The sequence below is a fragment of the Mobilicoccus pelagius NBRC 104925 genome (genome assembly GCF_000247995.1).
In the GTDB taxonomy this organism is placed as follows: Bacteria; Actinomycetota; Actinomycetes; order Actinomycetales; family Dermatophilaceae; genus Mobilicoccus; species Mobilicoccus pelagius.
The window spans coordinates 121,077-141,151 of sequence record NZ_BAFE01000094.1 but is presented as its reverse complement, the minus strand read 5'-3'; the positions used below and the strand labels follow the sequence as shown (position 1 = coordinate 141,151).

General features: G+C 72.4%; 14 protein-coding genes. 5 read left to right on the top strand and 9 right to left on the bottom strand.

Annotated features, from left to right (window positions below; genetic code table 11):
* Window position 1 precedes the first annotated feature (1 nt).
* From narJ to MOPEL_RS14960, 4 genes are all read right to left on the bottom strand, one after another.
* Window positions 2-826, bottom strand: coding sequence for a nitrate reductase molybdenum cofactor assembly chaperone (narJ, locus tag MOPEL_RS14975; protein ID WP_009483731.1), 825 nt, complete (start codon window positions 824-826; stop codon window positions 2-4).
* The gene (narH, locus tag MOPEL_RS14970) at window positions 823-2,415 is read right to left on the bottom strand and encodes a nitrate reductase subunit beta (protein ID WP_009483730.1); all 1,593 of its coding nucleotides are present in this window, start codon (window positions 2,413-2,415) and stop codon (window positions 823-825) included. The genes narJ and narH overlap by 4 nt, the downstream gene beginning before the upstream one ends.
* Entirely contained in the window at window positions 2,415-6,110 is a 3,696-nt protein-coding gene (locus tag MOPEL_RS14965; protein ID WP_040634924.1) for a nitrate reductase subunit alpha, read from the bottom strand. The genes narH and MOPEL_RS14965 overlap by 1 nt, the downstream gene beginning before the upstream one ends.
* Window positions 6,111-6,207: 97 nt before the next feature.
* Window positions 6,208-6,957: a helix-turn-helix transcriptional regulator gene (locus tag MOPEL_RS14960; RefSeq protein WP_040634922.1), complete on the bottom strand. Its 750-nt coding sequence runs from the start codon at window positions 6,955-6,957 to the stop codon at window positions 6,208-6,210.
* A gap of 289 nt (window positions 6,958-7,246) precedes the next feature.
* Here MOPEL_RS14960 and MOPEL_RS14955 point away from each other — a divergent pair, with 289 nt between their 5' ends.
* Window positions 7,247-8,662 (top strand): MFS transporter, encoded by a 1,416-nt coding sequence (locus MOPEL_RS14955; protein ID WP_009483727.1) that lies wholly within the window; start codon window positions 7,247-7,249, stop codon window positions 8,660-8,662.
* 344 nt (window positions 8,663-9,006) lie between these two features.
* On the opposite strand, the gene MOPEL_RS14950 is transcribed toward MOPEL_RS14955, so the two are convergent.
* Complete coding sequence (locus MOPEL_RS14950; RefSeq protein ID WP_009483726.1) at window positions 9,007-9,300, bottom strand: DUF2249 domain-containing protein; 294 nt, start codon at window positions 9,298-9,300, stop codon at window positions 9,007-9,009.
* A gap of 193 nt (window positions 9,301-9,493) precedes the next feature.
* Between MOPEL_RS14950 and MOPEL_RS14945 the strand changes: the two genes are divergently transcribed.
* From MOPEL_RS14945 to MOPEL_RS14935, 3 genes are all read left to right on the top strand, one after another.
* Complete coding sequence (locus MOPEL_RS14945; RefSeq protein WP_009483725.1) at window positions 9,494-10,087, top strand: CBS domain-containing protein; 594 nt, start codon at window positions 9,494-9,496, stop codon at window positions 10,085-10,087.
* On the top strand, window positions 10,084-10,941 hold the full coding sequence (locus MOPEL_RS14940; protein ID WP_009483724.1) for a DsbA family protein: 858 nt from the start codon (window positions 10,084-10,086) through the stop codon (window positions 10,939-10,941). Before MOPEL_RS14945 ends, MOPEL_RS14940 begins: the two co-directional genes overlap by 4 nt.
* A 129-nt stretch (window positions 10,942-11,070) precedes the next feature.
* Window positions 11,071-11,916: a cytochrome c biogenesis CcdA family protein gene (locus MOPEL_RS14935; protein ID WP_009483723.1), complete on the top strand. Its 846-nt coding sequence runs from the start codon at window positions 11,071-11,073 to the stop codon at window positions 11,914-11,916.
* Between the two features lie 94 nt (window positions 11,917-12,010).
* On the opposite strand, the gene MOPEL_RS14930 is transcribed toward MOPEL_RS14935, so the two are convergent.
* The 3 genes from MOPEL_RS14930 to MOPEL_RS16900 are packed head-to-tail and all read right to left on the bottom strand — an operon-like array spanning window position 12,011 to window position 15,053.
* Window positions 12,011-12,736, bottom strand: coding sequence for a NifU family protein (locus MOPEL_RS14930; RefSeq protein ID WP_009483722.1), 726 nt, complete (start codon window positions 12,734-12,736; stop codon window positions 12,011-12,013).
* Window positions 12,733-14,679: a ferrous iron transporter B gene (feoB, locus tag MOPEL_RS14925; RefSeq protein WP_009483721.1), complete on the bottom strand. Its 1,947-nt coding sequence runs from the start codon at window positions 14,677-14,679 to the stop codon at window positions 12,733-12,735. The genes MOPEL_RS14930 and feoB overlap by 4 nt, the downstream gene beginning before the upstream one ends.
* Window positions 14,676-15,053, bottom strand: coding sequence for a FeoA family protein (locus MOPEL_RS16900; RefSeq protein ID WP_009483720.1), 378 nt, complete (start codon window positions 15,051-15,053; stop codon window positions 14,676-14,678). Before MOPEL_RS16900 ends, feoB begins: the two co-directional genes overlap by 4 nt.
* A 2,015-nt stretch (window positions 15,054-17,068) precedes the next feature.
* Here MOPEL_RS16900 and MOPEL_RS14915 point away from each other — a divergent pair.
* Window positions 17,069-19,102: a hypothetical protein gene (locus tag MOPEL_RS14915; protein ID WP_040634920.1), complete on the top strand. Its 2,034-nt coding sequence runs from the start codon at window positions 17,069-17,071 to the stop codon at window positions 19,100-19,102.
* A gap of 399 nt (window positions 19,103-19,501) precedes the next feature.
* Here the strand turns inward: MOPEL_RS14915 and MOPEL_RS14910 are convergent, their stop codons facing one another.
* Window positions 19,502-19,906, bottom strand: coding sequence for a hypothetical protein (locus tag MOPEL_RS14910; RefSeq protein WP_009483717.1), 405 nt, complete (start codon window positions 19,904-19,906; stop codon window positions 19,502-19,504).
* Window positions 19,907-20,075 lie beyond the last annotated feature (169 nt).

Genomic DNA, 20,075 nt, shown 5'->3' with positions numbered 1-20,075 from the left:
GTCAGATCCTCACTCCGCTCGTGACGTGACTCCCCGAGGCGTACGCCTCCATGCCGACCTGCTCGTCGGGCGGGCCGTACGCGATGAGCGTGCGCACCACGTCCCGGTCGTGACCGGCGAGCGTGGGGAGGGTCCTGCTCACCGCCTCGACGGCGTGCCGGTACACCGAGCCGCGCTCGGTGAGGGAGATCCGCAGGAGCTCCAGGCCCGGACGGTGGTCGAGGAGCAGCGTGCGACCGACGGCGGGGGCGCCGCCTGCCGCGAAGTCGAGGACGACGCACAGGTGGTCGGGCAGTTCGTCCCCGCGCAGCGTCGCACCGCACCGCTGATAGGTCTGCTTGATGTCGAGGAGCGCGAGGCCGCGCCGCCGCGTGTCGCCGTACGCGTAGTACGTGAGGTGCAGGCAGCAGCGGCGCCGCATGTCGAACGTCTCGACGTAGTGCTGCTGGAGCTCGGCGAGCGGCGTCGACTCGACGTGCTCGACGAGGGCGAGGAGGTGCCGTGCGGCCGCGCCGTGGACGCCCTCCTCGACGGCCGCCCGGAGGACGGGCAGGTCGGCGAGGAGACACTCGTCGGGGTAGTCGAGCAGGAGCGAGGCCGCCTGATGGACGACCCGGTCCGACTCGGGGACGTGGACGCCCGCGGACCGTTCGATCACCGTCGCGCTCGCCGGGACGGGTGGCGCGTCCTCGGCCGAGGGCGGGACCCAGGGCGTCCCCGCCTCGGAGTCCTCCCCACGGTCGGGCAGGAACGCGCCGGCGAACCCGGGCGAGGGCGGCCCGTCCTTCTCGGGGCGTCGCCGCAGCAGGGGCAGGGAGATCTTCACTGCGTCAGCCCCGGCTCGCGATCGGCCGGGTGGCCCATCTCGTCGGACGTCATGCGGGTCGCGATCTCGCGACGGCTCTGGATCGCGACGGGCACGGGCCCGCCACGGCCGGAGTCCGCACCGAACGGGGAGTCGCCCCCACCGAACGCGGAGACCGAACAGTCGGTCGCGAGTTCCTCGAGCCGATGTGCGTCCTCGACGTGGGCGCTCGGGATGACGTACCGCTCGTCGTACTTCGCGATGGCGAGGAGGCGGTACATCTCGTACATGTCCTCCTCGCTCATGCCGACCGACGCCGGGATCTCCCCGCGCGGATCGCGGCCGAGGTTGATGTCGCGCATGTAGGAGCGCATCGCCGCGAGCTTCTTGAGCACCCGGTCGATCACCGTGACGTCACCGGCCGTGAACAGCTCGGCGAGGTAGGCGCTCGGGATGCGGAGCGTGTCGATCGCGGAGAACAGCACGTCCGCCGACTCGGCGTCGACGCCCGTCCTCGCGACCTCGTCGACGATCGGCGACAGCGGCGGGATGTACCAGACCATCGGCAGCGTGCGGTACTCCGGGTGGAGCGGCAGCGCGATCTCGTAGTCGTGGATGAGCCGCCACACCGGGGAGCGCTGCGCGCCCTCGATCCAGTCCTCGGGGATGCCCGCCTCGCGAGCAGCCGCGACGACCTCGGGGTCGCGGGGGTCGAGGAAGCACTCGCGCTGGGCCTCGTAGAGCTTCGTCTCGTCGGGCTCCGTCGCGGCCTCGAGCACCTTGTCGGCGTCGTAGAGGACGAGCCCGATGTAGCGCAGCCGACCGACGCACGTCTCCGAGCACACCGTCGGGATGCCGACCTCGATGCGCGGGAAGCAGAACGTGCACTTCTCGGCCTTGCCCGTGCGGTGGTTGAAGTAGACCTTCTTGTAGGGGCAGCCGGTGATGCACTGACGCCAGCCGCGGCACGCGTCCTGGTCGACGAGGACGATGCCGTCCTCGTCACGCTTGTAGATCGCGCCACTCGGGCAACTCGCCGCACAGCTCGGGTTGAGGCAGTGTTCGCAGATCCGAGGGACGTAGAACATGTACGTCTTCTCGAACTCCATCTTCACGTCGTCCTGCACCTTGGTGAGGACGACGTCGCGCTGGAGGAGTTCGGTGTTGCCGCCGAGGTTGTCGTCCCAATTGGCCGACCACTCGATGTTCATCGGCTTGCCGGTGACGAGCGAGTAGGGCCGGGCGACGGGCGTGTGCTCCTGCAGCGGCGCCTTGACGAGCGTGTCGTAGTCGTACGTCCACGGCTCGTAGTAGTCCTCCAAGCTCGGCAGCACGGGGTTCGCGAAGATCTGGAGGAGCTTCTTGAACCGGCCGCCGGCGCGGAGCTGGAGCCGTCCGCTCTTCGTGAGGACCCAGCCGCCCTTCCAGCGCTCCTGGTCCTCGTACGTGCGGGGGTAGCCCAGGCCGGGACGGGTCTCGACGTTGTTCCACCAGATGTACTCGGTGCCGGACCGGTTGGTCCACGCCTGCTTGCAGGTCACCGAGCAGGTGTGGCACCCGATGCACTTGTCGAGATTCATCACCATGGCCATCTGTGCCATGACGCGCATCAGTACTGCACCTCCTGGGAGCGGCGGCGGATCACGGTGACCTCGTCGCGCTGGTTTCCGGTGGGTCCGTAGTAGTTGAACGACCACGCGATCTGGCCGTAGCCGCCGGCGACGTGGCTCGGCTTGAAGAGGATGCGGGTGGCCGAGTTGTGGATGCCGCCGCGCTTGCCGCTCGCCTCGGCGAGGGGGACGTCGACGGTTCGGTCCTGCGCGTGGTGCATGTAGACCGTCCCCTCCGGCATGCGGCTGGAGACGATCGCGCGGGCGGCGATGACGCCGTTGCGGTTGACCGCCTCGATCCAGTCGTTGTCGGAGATGCCGAGCTTGGCCGCGTCCTTGTCGCTCATCCAGATGGCCTGGCCACCGCGGGCGAGGCTGAGCATGAGGAGGTTGTCCTGGTATTCGGAGTGGATGGACCACTTGTTGTGCGGCGTGAGGAACCGCACGGTGAGGCCCACGCCGTCGGCGTCGGGGCCGCCGAGCTCGGGCTCGCCGTAGAGGAGGTGCATGTTGAGCGGCGGCCGGTAGATCGGCAGGGACTCGCCGGTCTCCATGAGCCAGTCGTGGTCGATGTAGAACTGCATGCGGCCGGTGACGGTGTGCCACGGCTTGAGCCGCTCGACGTTGACGACGAACGGGGAGTACCGACGCCCGCCGTGCTCGCTGCCCGACCACTCGGGCGAGGTGATGACCGGCTGCGGGGCGACCTGGGTGTCGCGGAACGTGATCCGCTTGCCCGCCTCGCCCTCCGACAGGTCGGCGAGACGCTGCCCGGTGCGCTTCTCGTACTGCTTCCACCCCTCGGTGGCGATGCGGCCGTTCGTCGTGCCGGAGAACGCGAGGATCGTCTCGCACACGTCGACGTCGCGGGCGAGGGAGGGGCGCCCGTCGGCGACGCCGCCGCGGACGGTGCCGTTACGGCCCTTGAGCACCTCGACCTCGGGCGTGGGCTTGACGTTGATGCCCTTGACGGGCAGCCCGAGCTCCTCGGCGAGGGGCCCGACGGCGCCCCACTTCTCGGCGATCTCGGTGTAGTCGCGCTCGATCTCGATCATCTTGGGCATCGTGCGACCGGGCACCGGCTCGCACTCGTCGTGACGCCAGTCCTTGACGACGCCGCGGGAGACGGCGAGCTGGTCGGGGGTGTCGTGCTGCAGCGGGGCGAGGACGAGGTCGGTGCGCGTGCCGAGGTGGGTCCCCGCGAGCTCGCTCACCTTCTCGGCGAGGAGCTTGAACGTCGCGAAGTCGCTCTTGGCCTGCCACGGCGGCTGGATCGCCGGGTTGAAGCTGTGCACGAACGGGTGCATGTCGGTGCTCGACAGGTCGTACTTCTCGTACCAGGTGGCGGCCGGGAAGACGAGGTCGGAGAACAGGGTCGTGCTCGTCATGCGGAAGTCGAGGCAGGTGAGGAGGTCCAGCTTGCCCTCGGGCAGGTCGTCGTTCCACTGCACCTCGCTGCCGCGGCGCCCCTCCGGCGCCGGCTCGGCACGGAGCGAGTGGTCGGTGCCGAGGAGGATCTTGTTGAAGTACTCGTTGCCCTTGGAGCTGCTGCCCATGAGGTTGGACCGCCACACCGTGAGCACCTTGGGGTGGTTGTCCTGCCCGTCGGGGTCCTCCGCGACGAACCGCAGACGCCCCTCCGTGAGCTCCCGGACGACGTAGTCCTTCGGGCTCATGCCCTCGGCCTTCGCCGCGTCGCAGTGGTCGAGGATGTTTCCCGCGAGGGTCGGGTAGCTCGGCATCCACCCCATGCGGGCGGATGCGGCGAGGAGGTCGGCCGGCGACCGGTCCTTCCACATGCCCGTGCCCGTGGCGGCGGCGGTGGCGTCGGCGCCGAACGCGTCGTACCGCCACTGGCCGGTGTGGAGGTAGAAGAACGCGGCCGAGATGTTCTGCCGGGCGGGACGCTGCCAGTCGAGCGCGAACGCCATCTGCGCGAACCCGAGCTGGGGGCGGACCTTCTCCTGACCGACGTAGTGCGCCCACCCGCCACCGTTGCGGCCCTGGCAGCCGGTGAGGTTCGTGAGCGTGAGGAACGCCCGGTAGATCGTGTCGGAGTGGAAGTAGTGGTTCGTGCCGGCACCCATGATGATCATGCAGCGGCCGCCGGAGTCGCGTGCCGTCGAGGCGAACTCGCGGGCGATGCGGACGGCCTGCTCGGCGGGCACGCCGGTGATCGACTCGGACCACTCGGGGGTACCCATCGCGTCGGGGTCGTCGTACCCGCTCGGCCACTGTCCGGGCAGGCCCGGGCGGGAGACGCCGTACTGGGCGAGGAGCAGGTCGAAGACGGTGCACACGAGGTGGCCGCCGATCTCCCGGGTGGGGACGCCACGCGTCACCGTGCCGGGCGTGCCCTCGAGGGTGTCGAACCGCGGCAGCGTCACCTCGACGCCGCGCGCGTCACCGGCGGCGGCGCTGAGCAGTGGACGGATGTCACCGAGGTCGAGGTTCCAGCGACCCTCGCCCTCCTCGCCGTAGCGGAAGCCCATCGACCCGTTGGGGACGACCGGCTCGCCCTCGGGGTTCGTCGACCCGTCGAGGAGGACCGTCTTGAAGTCGGCGTGCTCGCTCGAGTCGCCGAGGTCGCTCGCCATGAGGAACTTGCCCGCGACGAGCCGCTGCTCCCCGTCGATCTCCCGCTCCTCGAGACGCACGAGGAACGGCAGGTCGGTGTATGTCGCGACGTAGGAGGAGAACTCCGGCGTCTCCTGCTCGACAAAGAACTCCTTGAGGACGACGTGCCCCATCGCGATCGCGAGCGCGGCGTCGGTGCCCGGGTAGACCGAGAGCCACTCGTCCGCGAACTTCGCGTTGTCGGCGTAGTCGGGGCTCACCGTGACGACCTTCGTGCCGCGGTACCGCACCTCCGTCATGAAGTGCGCGTCGGGCGTTCGCGTCACCGGCACGTTCGAGCCCCACATCATGAGGTAGGCGGAGTTCCACCAGTCGCCGGACTCGGGCACGTCGGTCTGGTCACCGAAGACCTGCGGTGAGGCGGGCGGCAGGTCGGCGTACCAGTCGTAGAAGCTGAGGATCGTGCCGCCGAGCAGGGAGTAGAAGCGCGACCCGGCGGCGTAGCTCGCCATCGACATCGCGGGGATCGGCGAGAACCCGGCGAGACGGTCGGGGCCGTACGCCTTGATCGTGTGGACGTGCGCGGCAGCCGCGATCTCGACGGCCTCCTCCCACGTCACGCGGACGAGGCCGCCCTTGCCGCGGGCCCGCTTGTAACGGTTCGCCTTCTCGGGGTCCTCGACGATGCTCCGCCACGCCTCGACGGGGTCGCCGCCGTGCGCGGCCTTGGCCTGGCGGTACATCTCGAGGAGGACGCCACGGGCGTACGGATAGCGCACGCGCGTGGGGCTGTAGGTGTACCAGGAGAACGCCGCGCCGCGCGGGCAGCCGCGCGGCTCGTACTCGGGGCTGTCGGGGCCGACGCTCGGGTAGTCGGTCTGCTGCGCCTCCCACGTGATGATGCCGTCCTTGACGTACACCTTCCACGAGCAGGACCCGGTGCAGTTGACGCCGTGGGTGGAGCGGACGACCTTGTCGTGGCTCCAGCGGTCGCGATAGAACGTGTCGGCGTCGCGACCCCCCTCGTAGGAGATCGTGCGCAGGTCCTGCGCGACGTGACCTTTGTCGTGGAACCGACGCCCCATGCGGAGAAGGGCATCCGTGGCCGAGGTATCCATACCTGCGGCCCGGCGGAATCCGGCGGTGGTGCTCAACGGGTGCTCCTTCGCTAGGGACGACCGCCGCCGATATTACAGGCTCACCCCGGCGAAAAGGTCACGACGCTTCGGGCTTCTCGGCGTCCGTGTCGATCTCGGCCACCGACACCTCGCACCGTTCGGGCGTCACCCATGGTCGCAGCTCCGCCTCGACCTGCCCCCGCGACGTGAGGGCGATGACCTCCCGCGTCATCCCCCGGTGCATCTCGCACACGAGCGGATCGACGCCGCCGGCCTCGACGAACGGGCAGCTCCGCAGCCGCACCTCGCGCCGGGAGTCCGACACGGTCGCCCCGAACCCGAGGGCCGTGAAGAAGTACGCGATCTTGTCCATGTGACCGGCGAGCGCGAGGTGGCCATAGGCCTCGTCGTCGTGCTCGGCGTGATCGGGCAGCGTGCGCCCCACCATCCGGCCGGCCCACGACCGACCGATCGCCTGCGCGACGGCGGCCGGGTCGGAATGGACCTCCCGCAGCGTCTCCGCGGTGGCCGTGACGATGTCGACGAACATCGACATCGGGCCGTCGACGCCGGTGGGTGTCGTCGCCACGTAGCCGTACGACGGACGCCCGGGGCCGGTGATCGGCATGCGCTCCCGTCGGACGAGCCCCGAGGCGAGCAACCCGTCGAGCGTCTCGCGCGCCGTGCTCGGTCGGATCCCCAACTCTTCGGCGAGGGTCGCCGCGGTGACGGGCTCGCCTGCAGCGCCGAGACTCGTGAGCATCGTGCGCTGCGCCGGGCTGAGGGCAGCGACCCGCTTGAGCGCGTCGACGGCGGGGAGCACCCCGGCGTCGGCACCCGAGGCCAAACCGGAACCCGGCAAGTCGCTTCCCCCTGTCGTTCCGTTCCCCCCGCGGGGCCCGCCCCGCACGTCCGCCGACGCGTCCCGTCGTTCCGACGCCATCACGTCCCCTGCCTCTCGCCGACCCGCTCGTCCCGCGTGTCCGGTCGTCGCCCAGTGTCCCGCCTCCACCGACACCGGTGGACACCCAGGACCCCGAACCACGAATCACCCCCCATTGTGCGGGATACTGCCGTCGTAAAGGGTGGCGCGATGTCCGCCACCACCACTCCCGATCGAACGAGGTCTTCCCCCGATGAGCAGCACCCCTCCACCGGCCGACGCGCCGGCCACCCGTTCCGGCGGTGAATGGCTGGAGTCGTGGGACCCGGAGAACGCCGAGACGTGGGACTCCGGTCTCGCCTGGCGCACCCTCTGGATCACGACGTTCTGCCTCACCCTGTGCTTCGTCGCCTGGTTCCTCCCCAGCGCGATCATCCCCAAGCTCAACGCCCTCGGCTACACCTTCACCAAGGACCAGCTCTACTGGATGGCCGCGATGCCCGGCCTCGCCGCCGGCCTCCTCCGCATCGTGTGGATGGTACTCCCGCCCCTCATGGGCACCCGCAAGATGGTCACCCTCACGACACTGCTGCTCATCCTCTCCACCCTCGGATGGGGCGTCCGCGTCATGGCCCCGACCGCCCCCTACTGGGAGCTCATGGTCCTCGCGTTCCTCGCCGGCATCGGCGGCGGCGCGTTCTCCGGCTTCATGCCGAGCACGTCCTACTTCTTCCCCAAGCGTATGCAGGGCACGGCCCTCGGCATCCAGGCCGGCCTCGGCAACCTCGGCGTCTCCCTCGTCCAGCTGCTCACGCCCTACCTCATCGGCATGAGCTTCCTCGCCGTCGTCGGCGGCAGCCAGATGATGTCCGTGCCCGGCAAGCCCGACAAGCAGGTGTGGTTCCAGAACGCGGCGTTCGTGTGGATCCCGCTCATGCTCGTCGGCGCCGCTCTCGCATGGACGATGCTCCGCTCGGTGCCGATCACCGCGAACATCAAGCAGCAGTTCGACATCTTCGGCAACGTCGACACCTGGTACATGACGCTGCTCTACATCATGACGTTCGGCACGTTCTCCGGCCTGTCCGCCCAGTTCGGGCTCCTCATGGCCAACCTCTACGGCATCGGCAACCCCGGCATCGTCGCCGGCACCGGCGCGGGCACGCAGGTCCTCGTCCCCGGGTACACCGTGCCGGAGGTCGCCTCGTTCGTGTTCCTCGGCCCGCTCGTCGGCGCCCTCGCCCGGTTCGCCTTCGCGCCGCTCACCGACCGCATGGGCGGAGCGATCTGGACGCTCATCTCCGGCATCGGTCTCGTCGCCTCGATCGCCTGGACGATCCCCGCCCTCACCCCCGACACGACGTCCGCCGAATCCCTTCACGCCGGGTTCATGCGGTTCCTCTGGGGCATGATCGCGATCTTCCTCTTCTCCGGTATCGGCAACGCGAGCACGTTCAAGCAGATGCCGATGATCTTCGAGAAGCGCCAGGCCGGTGGCGTCATCGGCTGGACCGCCGCCATCGCGGCGTTCGGGCCGTTCTTCTTCGGCATCGGCGTGACGACCCTCGGCCCGACGGTCTTCTACATGATCGGCATCGCCTTCGCGGTGCTCTGCATCGTCATCACGTGGATGCGGTACGCCCGCAAGGGCGCCCCCAAGCCCAGCTGACCCATTCCATCCCTGCAGAAGGCCCGCCCGTCCTCACCAGGACGGACGGGCCTTCTGCGTTCCCCCGGGGATGAGGAAGGGAGTCGCCGGGGCGTGACCCCTGATTCCACGCCCCGACGACTCCCGCCGATCCGATTCCTCGAACCGATCCGCTGCGGCCTGCCACCGCTGCCCCGACGCTACGGAGGTGCAAGGCGGGAGTCATCAGACTTCCGGATGAATCGAGCGTCGTCCGACGTCGTAGACGGGATCCGTCTGGGGATCACGGCACCCGGACGGGGTCGAGGCCACCCCTTCCCCACCGCCCCCGGAGGACGCGCCGAGAGAGCGGGACGACCCGGAGCTCACGCGCGGGAGAAGAGCACCCGGTACTCGTCCTCGGAGACGGTGTCGACGTCCGCGGAGTACTGGCCGGGGAGACGCTCCTCGAGGAGGTCGGCGATACCGGAGGGGTCGGAGTTGACGACGATCCGCACGACACCCTGCGGCGGAAGACCCATGAGGACACCGAAGATCGCCGACTGACGGATCATCGGGTCGAGCTCGCGCGCATCCAACTCGGGGACATAGGGCCCACCACAGGCGCCTCCGCAGCCCCCGCACCCGCCGCCGTCGCCGCTGCCACAACCGTCGCTCATGTCCTGCCTCTTCTCGTTCTCGCACCGTCCCTGCCGACGAGGCACGGGAGGGTGACATCTGCGGCGTCCGCGGCACGTCACCGGGAATCGCACGACCCAGCCTAACGACGCCCCCACGGATGCAACACTGGCCGGGGGTGCCGTGCCCGACCCGGGCCGGGCACCACTGCACGACACCGCGACAGGAGACTCCATGCTGGTCCGAGAGATCATGACCGCCCCCGCCGTCAACATCCACGCGGAGGCCGCGCTCGACGAGGCCATCACGCTCCTCGCCAGCAAGCGCATCACCCTGCTGCCCGTCGTCGACGACGCCGACCACCTCGTCGGCGTCATCAGCGAGATCGACGTCCTGCGCCGCGCCGTCGAGCCCGACGCCCGGGCCCGCGCGAGCCGGCTCCCCGACAGCCCGCCGCTGCCCGTCCACATCACCGAGATCATGACGACCGACCCCGTGACGACGACCGAGGGTGTCGACGTCGCCGACCTCGTCGACGTGTTCATCACGACGTCGATCAAGAGCATCCCCGTCGTCCGCGGGCAGCGACTCGTCGGCATCGTGAGCCGCAGCGACATCATCCGCGCCCTGTGGCGCAGCGACGAGGAGCTCCACGACGACCTCGTCTCGGTGTTCGCCGACTACGGCCAGCAGACGTGGTCGATCGACGTCGAGCACGGCGTCGTCACCGTCCGCGGCACCGGCTCCGCCCGTGACCGCGACGTCGCCGTCGCCATCGCGCGCTCCGTCCTCGGCGTGCGTCGCGTGCGGGTCGAGGGGCAGGAGTGAGCCGCACCTCCCCCACCGGGTCGCCCGACCCCACCGATCCCCGCGCCTCGACCGGGACTCCGGGCTCGACCGGCGCGACACCTCAGGTCGTCACCGACGCCTCCCGGCCGCGTCGACGCCGGGGGCGTGCTCCCCTCGCCGCGGGGATCGCCGGAGCCGCGCTGCTCGTCGGCGCCCTCGCGACCGGCAGCCTCCAGGGCGGCCCGACACCCTCGGCATCCGATACCCCCGCGCCGTCGGCCCCGACCTCCTCCACCGGCTCGGCGGCCGAGTCGTCCCCCGGCACCGTCGAGGAACTCGTCGCCGCGATGCAACGGCGCGAGAAGGACGACCCGCTCGCCCTCGGCCGCGTCGACGCCCCCGTCGTCCTCGTCGAGTTCTCCGACTGGCGTTGCCCCTTCTGCGGCCTGTGGGCCCGCAACACGAGGCCCGCGCTCCAGAAGTACGTCGACGACGGCACGCTCCGCATCGAGTACCGCGACCTGCCGATCTTCGGGGAGGAGTCGCAGCTCGCCGCCCGCGCCGGCCGCGCCGCCGCGAAGCAGGGCCGCTTCTGGCAGTTCTACGACGTCGTCTACGGCGCGGCCCCCGAACGCGGCCACGCCGCGCTCTCCCCCGAGAAGCTCGTCGCATTCGCCCGGGAGGCCGGGGTCGCCGACCTCGAACGGTTCGGGGACGACCTCGCCTCGCCGCAGATCGCCACCGAGCTCGAACGCGACCTCGACGATGCCCGCAGACTCGGCGCCCCCAACAGCGTGCCGCTCTTCCTCGTCGGCACCGAGGCACTCAGCGGCGCCCAACCCACGCAGGTGTTCGTCGAGGCCGTCGAGCGTCAGGCCGCCGCCGCACGGTGAGGGGCGCGCGGTGATCGACGCGCGGTGATCGGCACGAGTCGTCCACCACCCGCCGACCTCCGTGTGCCGATCGGCAGGTGTCGATCGCCGTACGCTGGACGACTCCCGCACCCCCGACCCCGGAGCCCCATGACCGACATCGGTTACGCCGTCGCCCTGCTCGGCGGCGTCGCGACGATCCTCAGCCCGTGCGCGGCGATGCTCCTGCCCGCGTTCTTCGCGTACGCGTTCACGTCGGCGACGACGCTCGTCGGGCGCACGTTCCTCTTCTACACGGGCCTGCTCACGACCCTCGTCCCCCTCGGGGCGCTCTCCGGCGGGATCGGCGCGGCGCTCCTCGCCCAGCGGTCGTGGCTCATCCTCGCGGCGGCCGCCGTCGTCGTCCTCCTCGGCCTCGCCCAGATGCTCGCCCTCCCGATGCCGGGCCTCACTCGTCGTGGCAGCGCGGACTCCGCGAGTCCCGTCGCGATCTACACCCTCGGCCTCGCCTACGGCGTCGCCGGCGTGTGCTCGGGACCGATCCTCGGCTCGGTCCTCACCGTCGCGGCCCTCGGCGGCAACGCCTTCTACGGGGCGATGCTCCTCGTCGTCTACGCGACGGGCATGGTCGTGCCAGTCCTCCTCCTCGCGCTCGGTTGGACCCGCCTCGACCTCGCCTCCGCGCGTTGGCTGCGGCCACGCCCGGTGCAGCTCGGCCGGGTCTCGACGACCATCGGCAACCTCGTCTCCGGCGGGCTCTTCGTCGCCGTCGGGCTGCTCCTCATGGCCACCGAGGGCACGGCCTCGATGGGCGGGATCCTCGGCGTCGACGCCCAGCAGCGCCTCGAGGAACGGATGCTCACGCTCGGCCGCGGGATCCCCGACGTCGCCGTCGTCGCCCTCGTCGTCGCGCTCTTCACCCTCGCGGCACTCGTCGCCCACCGTGCCCGCACCTCGGGGACGCGCGGCACCGCCGCGCACTCCGGCACGTACTGAGCGTCCCGTCGCCGCAGCGGCCCGGCGGCAGGGGGCGGCCGTCGTGTGGACGGCGCCGCATGGTGCCGGGCCGAGAAGGGCCCGGTCGAGGGCTTCAGGAGACCTGCCGGACCTCGACGAGGTCGGGGTAGGCCTGGCGGACGGCCGCCTCGACCCGGAACCGGAGGGTGGCGGTCGCGGCGGCGCAGTGGCCACACGCGCCGGTGAGTCGCACGTCGACCCGCCCGTCGTGGGCGGCGACGAGTTCGATGTGACCCCCGTGGGAGCGGACGTAGTCGCCCGCCTCGCCCGCGATCGCCGCGGCGGCGGCCTCGGTGAGCGCGGCATCGGGGCCCTCGATGTGGCCCTGCGTCGCCACCCACCCCTGCGGGTCGCGGAGCGCCTCGCCGAGGGCGGTGCGGACCCGTGGCCCGAGCTCGCGCCACGAACGCCCCGGGGCGAGGCGGATCGTCACGGCGTCGGACGCGGCCTCGACCTCCGCGACGTCGCCGCCGGCGAGGAACGCGTCGAGCGGCGGCGGCGCGGACGTGACCCGACCTCGCGCGGTGAGAAGCCCGGGCGGGACGACCCACCGCAACGCCGAAGGATCACCCTCGACGGCCTCGGGATGGACGGCGACGACGCCACCGGTGGGGACGTCCGTACCGGACGCGCCGTCCTGAGGCGTCGCCTCCTCCGGGGCGGTGCGTGAGGCGGGAACCGCGGACGCGACACCACCGGCGCACGCGCAGGAGTCCCGGGCGGCCGTCGCCGGAGCGGTGCCCCGCGGGCCGTCGGCGGAGCCGAAGGCCGGATCGGCGGCGCGGCGCCGGAACCTCACGTCAGTGCGGCGACGACGTGCCGGACGAGGAACGCCGCCGTCCAGGCGAGGACGAACATGTACGTGAACGCGATGGCGGGCCACCGCCACGTGCCGGTCTCGCGCCGCAGCACACCGATCGTCGACATGCACTGCAGGGCGTAGAGAAAGAACACGAGGAGCGCCGCCGTCGTCGGGGCATCGAAGAGCTTCTCGCCCGCGTGCTCACCATCGGTGCGGGTCATCGACGAGAGCGCCGCGGTGGGCTCCTCGGGGTCGGTCGCGGAGGCGATCTGACCGAGGGTCGCGACGAACACCTCCCGCGCCGACAGCGAGGCGAGGACGCCGACGTTGACGCGCCAGTCGAACCCGAGCGGCTCGAAGGCGGGCCCGACGGCCCGGCCGAGACCGGCGGCGTAGGAGTTGTCGATGACGTACGAGCTCACCGCGACGTCGTCACCGGGGTCGACGCCCGCGACGGCGAGGTCGGCGTCGCTGCGCAGGGGGAGGTTGAGGAGCAGCCAGAGGACGATCGTCGTCGCGAGGATGATCGTCGTCACCTTGCGGAGGAACGCGCGGCAGGCGTCCCACACGGCCAGGCCGACGGAGCGCCAGCTCGGCCAGCGGTAGCTCGGCATCTCCATGTAGAAGGGAAGGATCGGGCCCCGGCGGTTGCCGAGACGCTTGAACACCCACGCCATCCCCATCGCCGACAGTGCGCCGACGAGGTAGAGCGCGAACATCACCGCGCCCTGCGCACCGAACGGGCCGAAGCGGGCCTCGCGCGGCACGAGCATGCCGATGAGGAGAACGTAGACGGGCAGACGCGCCGAGCACGTCATGAGCGGCGCCGCCATCATCGTCGCGAGACGGTCGCGGGCCGAGGGCAGCGTGCGGGTCGCCATGATGCCGGGGATCGCGCACGCGACGCTCGACAGGAGCGCGACGAACGCCCGCCCCTCGAGCCCGGCCCGCGCCATGACCCGGTCCATGAGGAACGCGGCCCGCGACATGTACCCCACCGACTCCATGAGGGAGACGAGGAGGAACAGCAGCGCGATCTGCGGGAGGAACACGACGACGCCACCGAGACCGCCGATGAGCGCGTCGCCGAGGAACGAGGCGAGCCACGGGTTGGTGACGTGCGCGGCGACGAGCTCGCCGAGGTGCGTGAAACCCGACTCGACGGCGTCCTGCAACGGCGCGGCGAGGGTGAAGATCGTCTGAAAGAACGTGAACATCACCGCGAAGAACACGAGCGTGCCCCACACCGGATGGAGTAGCACCGCGTCGATGCGGCGGGTGCGGGTGTCGATCTGCGGCACGACGTACCGGGAGGCGCGCAGGATCGACTCGATCCACGCGGACGTCTCGGCCGTGTCGGTGGGCGGGGCGAGCGGCGGGATGCGCCACTGCGCGGCCTGCGGGAGGGCCTCCTTGAGCTCGGCGAGCCCTTCGGAGCCGCCGACGACGACGTGGACGTCTACCCCCAGCGCCCTTCGGAGGGCGGGCACGTCGATCGCGCCGCCGCGCCGGGCGAGGTCGTCGGTGAACGAGAGGACGACCGCCGTGGGCAGACCGACCTGGAGCACCTGGGCGAGGAGCCCGAGGGAACGACGCAGCGACGTCGCGTCGAGGAGGACGAGGAGGCCGTCGGGCGTGCGGGTCTCGGGCCTCTCCGGGTCGAGGACGTCGGTGACGACGTACTCGTCGGGGCTGATCGGGTCGAGGCTGTACGTGCCGGGGAGGTCCTCGATGACGACGTCCTCGTCGCCGCACCGGCACAGGCCCTCGAAGCGGGCGACGGTGACGCCGGGGTAGTTGCCCGTCTTGGCCCGCAGGCCGGTGAGGGCGTTGAAGAGGGTCGTCTTGCCGGCGTTGGGGCTGCCCACGAGTGCGATGCGCAGGTCGTCGGAGGCGACCGCCGTGCTCCCGCCGCCCGAGGACGCGCAGTGGTCCGTCATCGGTGGGTGAGCTCGTCGGCCTGCACGAGGATGCTCTCGGCGTGACGACGGCGCAGCGCGATCTCGGTGTCGGCGACGCGGAACACCGTCGGGTCGCCCATGGGCGCACGACGGAGGACCTCGACGTGCGCGCCGGGAGCGAAACCGAGGTCGACGAGACGCCGGGCCGCGGCCGGGTCGAAATCGCCACCGACGCCGGTGACGATCGCGTGCGCACCGACGGGGAGCGCGGCGAGGCTGCCGCCGAGGGGGCGACGACGACGGAGGACGTCGGCGACCGGGCGGCGACGGGCGCGCCCCGCGGTGTCGGCGTGGGCGACGGGCGAACCGGCGGGGATCTCCCGCTGGGCGAAGACCGTGGCAATGGCAGACATGGCGACTTCTCTCGGACCGGAGGGCCGGATCACAACAGACGGCGTCGATCGCCGCGATAGACGATCGTGAACGAGGTCAGCCTAACCTAAGCGATCGAACGCCACCAGGGTTCCGTCCCACCGTTCCCGCGTGCTCTGGCTCACGCCCACACCCCTCCCACCCCTCCCGCGCCTCCGCACCCCCGACGTCCGGGCGGCGACCGCTACGACGACGGCAGGGACGACCGCAGCGACGGCCGTGGTGGACGAGGCGGACGAGGCGAACGGGCTCGGCGGACACCACGTCGACCGCGGTGAGGGACGCCGGGACGGACGCAGCGGGCGAGTGCCGCGGCGGGCGCCCTCACGGGTGGGACCGGGCAGGCCCGGACTCCCGGGAACCGGCCGACCACACCCCCGCACCCCGCGACACGGCGAGTCACGGTTCAGGTCAGAGGTTTTCGCACCGATCCCAGGTGTCATGGAGGTGTGCCGCGCGTACGCCCGTCGACACGTCGGGCACGCACTGCCACCCCGTGACCGACGAGGACGGAGACCGACGTGGCGCCCCCCTTCTTCCGCGCGACCCTCGCCGCCGCGGCCGCCGGCGCCCTCCTCACGACGTCGACGTCGGGGTACGCCGCATGGCAGGAGGCCGCCACCGACGCCCGGGAGCCGGCCCCGCTCGAGGCCGGCCCGTCCACCGTGGAGCTCCTCGGCGCGGACGACTCGCCCCGTCGGGTCGACGCGGGCGATCACGGCACCGAGATCCGCGCCGTCGTCGGCGAACGGATCCGGGTGACCCTCCCGGTGACGATCCACACGCGTGGCGCCGGCGGCATGCTCCGCGTCATCGTCCCGCCTGCCCGCGGTGACGCCCCACTCGCGGCCGAACTCGCCGCGACACCACCGCGACTCGAGGTCGTCCCGCAGGACGGGGACGCACCGCTGCGCGTCTCGCCCGAGGGCGCCGCCGTGCCCGCCGCTGCCGACGGGCACACCTATCTCGTGCGGTGGACGACGGCGACGCGGCCGACGCGAGACGGGCGTCCGGCCGGAGCTCGCAACGCGTGGGGCTCGGGCACGGCATCCCTCCAGGGCGCCGGCGTGGGACCGCGCCAGCTCACCGTGACCCTCACCCGCGGGGACGAGGCGGGTGGGGACGAGGCGGGCGGGAACGAGGCGGGCGAGGTCCGCACCGTCGTCCCCGCGATCGCGATGGACACGGCCGCGCTCCGTGTGACGACGGCACCGGACGGATCGACGTTGAGCGGGCTCGGGACGCGGCCGCTCTCGCTGCGCCCCACGTCCGTCGCGCTGCACCCCGTCACCCCCCTCACCGAGGCCCGGGCCCGCGAGCTGCGCACCGACGCGCGACTCGGTGTCGAGATCGGGTGGGGAACCGACGACTGTGCCACCCGGTGGACCGTGCCCGTCGGTGGCCTCGCCCGAGCGACCCGGGCCTCCCCTCGTCCCGCACGCGCCGAGGCCGCACCCACCGAGAACCTCCCCGCCGGCGGCGGGCGACGCACGTGCGTGCGGCTCCTCCCCGGCGTTGCGCGGGACGACCTCGTGCGCCGCCACGCCGGACGCACCCTCGAGGCGCGCACGACGTGGACCGCGACCTCACCCGCCCCCGCGACGTGGACGTCGACCGCGACGACGACCGAACGTCTGCCGATCCCCCTGCCCGCGCCCACCCCCGCGTCGTGTCGCCCCATCGGGAACCGGATCGCCGTGCGCTGGGCGTGGCCGACGACGTCGAAGACACCTCCGGCGCGGGTCGCGGGCACGACGGGCATCGAGCGATGGGCCCTCCTCGCCCGCCCCGCCGGGACCGGGACGTGGACGCAGGTCGCCGAGATCCGCGACGGCGACGGCCGCGAACACCGCCTCCCCCTCGCCGCGCTGCGAGGCGTCGTCCGAACGGGCCCCGCCGAACTCCGCGTGCGGGCCGTCGCCGGTGCCGGCGCGGAGAGGTCGTCCGGCGACGCCGTCCGCACGTGGACGGTGTCGGCGCGCGACGGCCGACCCACATGCGTCGCCACGACCCCCGCCCGGAGCAGCGTCCCGACCTCCCCGGCGGCCGGTACCGCGGCACCGGGCCCGACCCCGTCCGCGGCCGTCGCCACCCCGACGTCCGGGCCCCGATCCACGGCAGCGCCGACGCGCGGGGGTACGCGATGAGCTCGTCCACGCCCCACACGCGGCGGCTGCCCGGCTTCTCCCGACGCCGTCGCGACCGGTCGAAGGTGGCACCCGCCCCCCGGTCCGCCCGGGCCCGCATCGTCACCGCGGCACGTGCCGTCGCCGCCACGCTCGCCGTCGTCGCGGTCCTCGTCCTCGGCCCTCCGGCGATGCTCGGATGGGTCCCGCTCCCGGTGACGACCGACCTCCCGGGAGCACGGGCCGGGGACCTCGTCGTCGTCGACCCCGTCGAGACCGCCGACGTCGACACCCCGGAGCGGGGAGACGTCGTCGCCGTCCTCACGAGCACCGACCGTCTCGCCCTGCGCACCGTCGAATCCACCTCGGGGCCGACGCTCGCCGTCGCCTCCGCCGAGGGGGTGGTCTCGACGACGCCCGACCGGGTGCGGGCCGTCGAGCGGTACCGCCTGCCGGTCGTGGGAGCGGCCTACGGTGCGGGGTCGCCGACGCAGCGCATGTGGTGGGGGCGCGGACTCGGCGCGTTCGCGGCCCTCTGGGCCGGCCTCGAGATCTGGGACGGCATGCGCGGCAGCGGCCGCGACGAACGCGCCCCCCGCCGGTCGCGGTGGCGCAGATGGTCCGGGTCCCGTCGCGACGAGGGGGCGTCGTCCGCCCCCACACCGAGGGGTGCACCTGCGCCCGACGCCACACACCTCTGCGCCACGTCGAGGGGTGCTGCCTCGGGAACCACGGACACCCCCTCGACAGCCGCCGCGACAGCACCCCCGCACGTCGGTGCGACGCCCCCGACATCCCGACGCGGCACGCCCGGCGCTCCTGCTGCTGCACGCGCGGTAACCCCAGCCTCCCCGCACCGGCGTCTCACCGCCGCCTACCGCCTCGGCAGCATCACCTCGAGGGCGGACGTGCACGTGTCGGGCGGCCGCGGCGTGTCCGTGGGGACGTCCCTGCCGCCGCTCCCCCTCCCGCCGACCCCCGACACCGACGACCGCGAGCGGGCGTCGATCGGCTCCGACCTCGATATCCCCGGGGGACACCCGCAGCGACGGCCCGGGACCGACCTCGACGTGCCCGTCGTCTCCGTCGACCTCACGAGCAGGGAGTTCCCGACACGTCGCGAACTCGCACGAGCACGCCGCCGACGCCGACCGTGGGACCGGGTGACGGAGGCCGCAGCCTCGGCCGTCGGGGCCGTCGTCCTCGCCGCCCGCGCCCTCGACCGGCGGGCCGAGGACCCCGAGGACGACGCCGGTGGAGGCGGGCGTCACCGCAGCCCCCTGCCGGCCCGCACCATCGACGCCCCCGATCGTGCGGACACGGCTCCCCGCCCCGCGCTTAAGGCGGGCCCCACCCGGCCACGGCCCGACGAGGCCCCCCTCACCGGCTCACCCGCCGACCTCGCCGCGGGCCCGTCGACGACGACGGGGGACGACCGGGCCACGTCCCCGACGACCCCACGCTCACGCGCGGCGATGCGACGCACCCGCCCCCCGGCGAGGGCCGCCGGAGCGGCCTCCTCGACCACCCCGACCGGGCCCACGACCGAGACGCCGCACGCGGCGCCTCGTGCCGCTCGCCGCGGGACACCCGAGGACACGTCCGCCGTGGCGGGACACACGGCCGGCGACACGGCCCCTGCTCGGGCCGACGACACCGAGACACGACGGTTGTGGCGACCCCGCGCCTCCGCCGAAGAGGCGCGGCGGGTCGCCCTCGTCCAGGACTTCGAGGCGCGTCGGGCCGCGGCGGAGGCGGCGTTCCGTCACGAGTTGGCGCGACGCGAGCTCACTTCACCGGCGGAACGCCTCATCGCCGAGCGTGAACGGCGTGCGCAGGCCCCCCGCGGGACGGAACCGGAGGCGCCGACCGGGGACGGACACGAGGACGACCCCACCGCCTGAGACCCTGCGCACCGAGATCGGGACGCCCGAGACTCGGGGTTCCGAGCGCGCCCGGCCGGAGCCTCTCGCGCAGCCGTCCCCACCTGGTCCACGGTGGCGGCCGGGCCCCGGCCGGAACCACACGCGCGTCGCCGGATCCCGCCCCGTGGGGAGATGCCGGGCGTCGTGCGCGTCGCGCACTGCGGGTCCGACCCGCGTCGTCACCACGTCGTGCAGGCGCGCACGGCCTCGGGCCGAGGGTGCCGACGAAGGCCATCGAGCCGGGGACGTCGTGAAAAGCCGGGAACGTCGTGAAAAGAAGGCCGGGGCATGCCCGGCCGCGCGCGTCACCGGCCCTGTCGCCATGTCGGGACGAGCCCGAACGCAGGGAGGAGGGTGTGCAGGCGCGAGGCGCGCGGCTCAGGAGAGGTCGGGGCCGAGGACGGCGAGCTCGCATCCGGCGAGATAGGCGAGGGCGAGGTCGAGGAGGTCACCGCCGAGCGGGGTGCCGGCCGGGTGGTCCTCGTAGACGGTGTAGACGTCCTCGACGTAGGTGATGGGGACGTCCTCGCCGCCACGCAGGGGACCGACGAGGCGGTCGACCGCGAGTTGGAGCATGAAGAAGCTCACCGGGAGCTCACCGACGATCTCGCCGGGGAGGCGTTCGCCGGTGACGACCGCGACGAGGTCACGGTCGGACGCGGTGAGGCCCGCGAGCTCGGCCGCGCCGACGCGCACCCATCGCGTCTCGCCGGTCACCGTGCCCAGGTCGGTGGACGCGGCCTGGACGAGCGGCGACAGATCGAAGCCGTCGAACTGCGTCATCGCCATCCCTCCTCGTCCGGCCGTGTCTGCTCCAGGCCGGTGTTCGCGGCACCTATCGGCATCGCTCCCGTCGGCCTGAGGACAGAATTGCCACCTTCGGCGCCACAAGTGGCATTGGCGCGCAAGGGTTTTGGTCAACTCTTCGTCTGGTCCGGGCAAGGGCGGCGCC

Excerpts from the sequence above, each read along its gene's own strand:
- narH (WP_009483730.1), bottom strand. The coding sequence starts at position 2,415 with ATGCGCGTCATGGCACAGATGGCCATGGTGATGAATCTCGACAAGTGC.
- MOPEL_RS14965 (WP_040634924.1), bottom strand. The coding sequence starts at position 6,110 with ATGGATACCTCGGCCACGGATGCCCTTCTCCGCATGGGGCGTCGGTTC.
- MOPEL_RS14955 (WP_009483727.1), top strand. The coding sequence starts at position 7,247 with ATGAGCAGCACCCCTCCACCGGCCGACGCGCCGGCCACCCGTTCCGGC.
- MOPEL_RS14950 (WP_009483726.1), bottom strand. The coding sequence starts at position 9,300 with ATGAGCGACGGTTGTGGCAGCGGCGACGGCGGCGGGTGCGGGGGCTGC.
- MOPEL_RS14945 (WP_009483725.1), top strand. The coding sequence starts at position 9,494 with ATGCTGGTCCGAGAGATCATGACCGCCCCCGCCGTCAACATCCACGCG.
- MOPEL_RS14935 (WP_009483723.1), top strand. The coding sequence starts at position 11,071 with ATGACCGACATCGGTTACGCCGTCGCCCTGCTCGGCGGCGTCGCGACG.
- feoB (WP_009483721.1), bottom strand. The coding sequence starts at position 14,679 with ATGACGGACCACTGCGCGTCCTCGGGCGGCGGGAGCACGGCGGTCGCC.
- MOPEL_RS16900 (WP_009483720.1), bottom strand. The coding sequence starts at position 15,053 with ATGTCTGCCATTGCCACGGTCTTCGCCCAGCGGGAGATCCCCGCCGGT.
- MOPEL_RS14915 (WP_040634920.1), top strand. The coding sequence starts at position 17,069 with ATGCGTCGCCACGACCCCCGCCCGGAGCAGCGTCCCGACCTCCCCGGC.
- MOPEL_RS14910 (WP_009483717.1), bottom strand. The coding sequence starts at position 19,906 with ATGACGCAGTTCGACGGCTTCGATCTGTCGCCGCTCGTCCAGGCCGCG.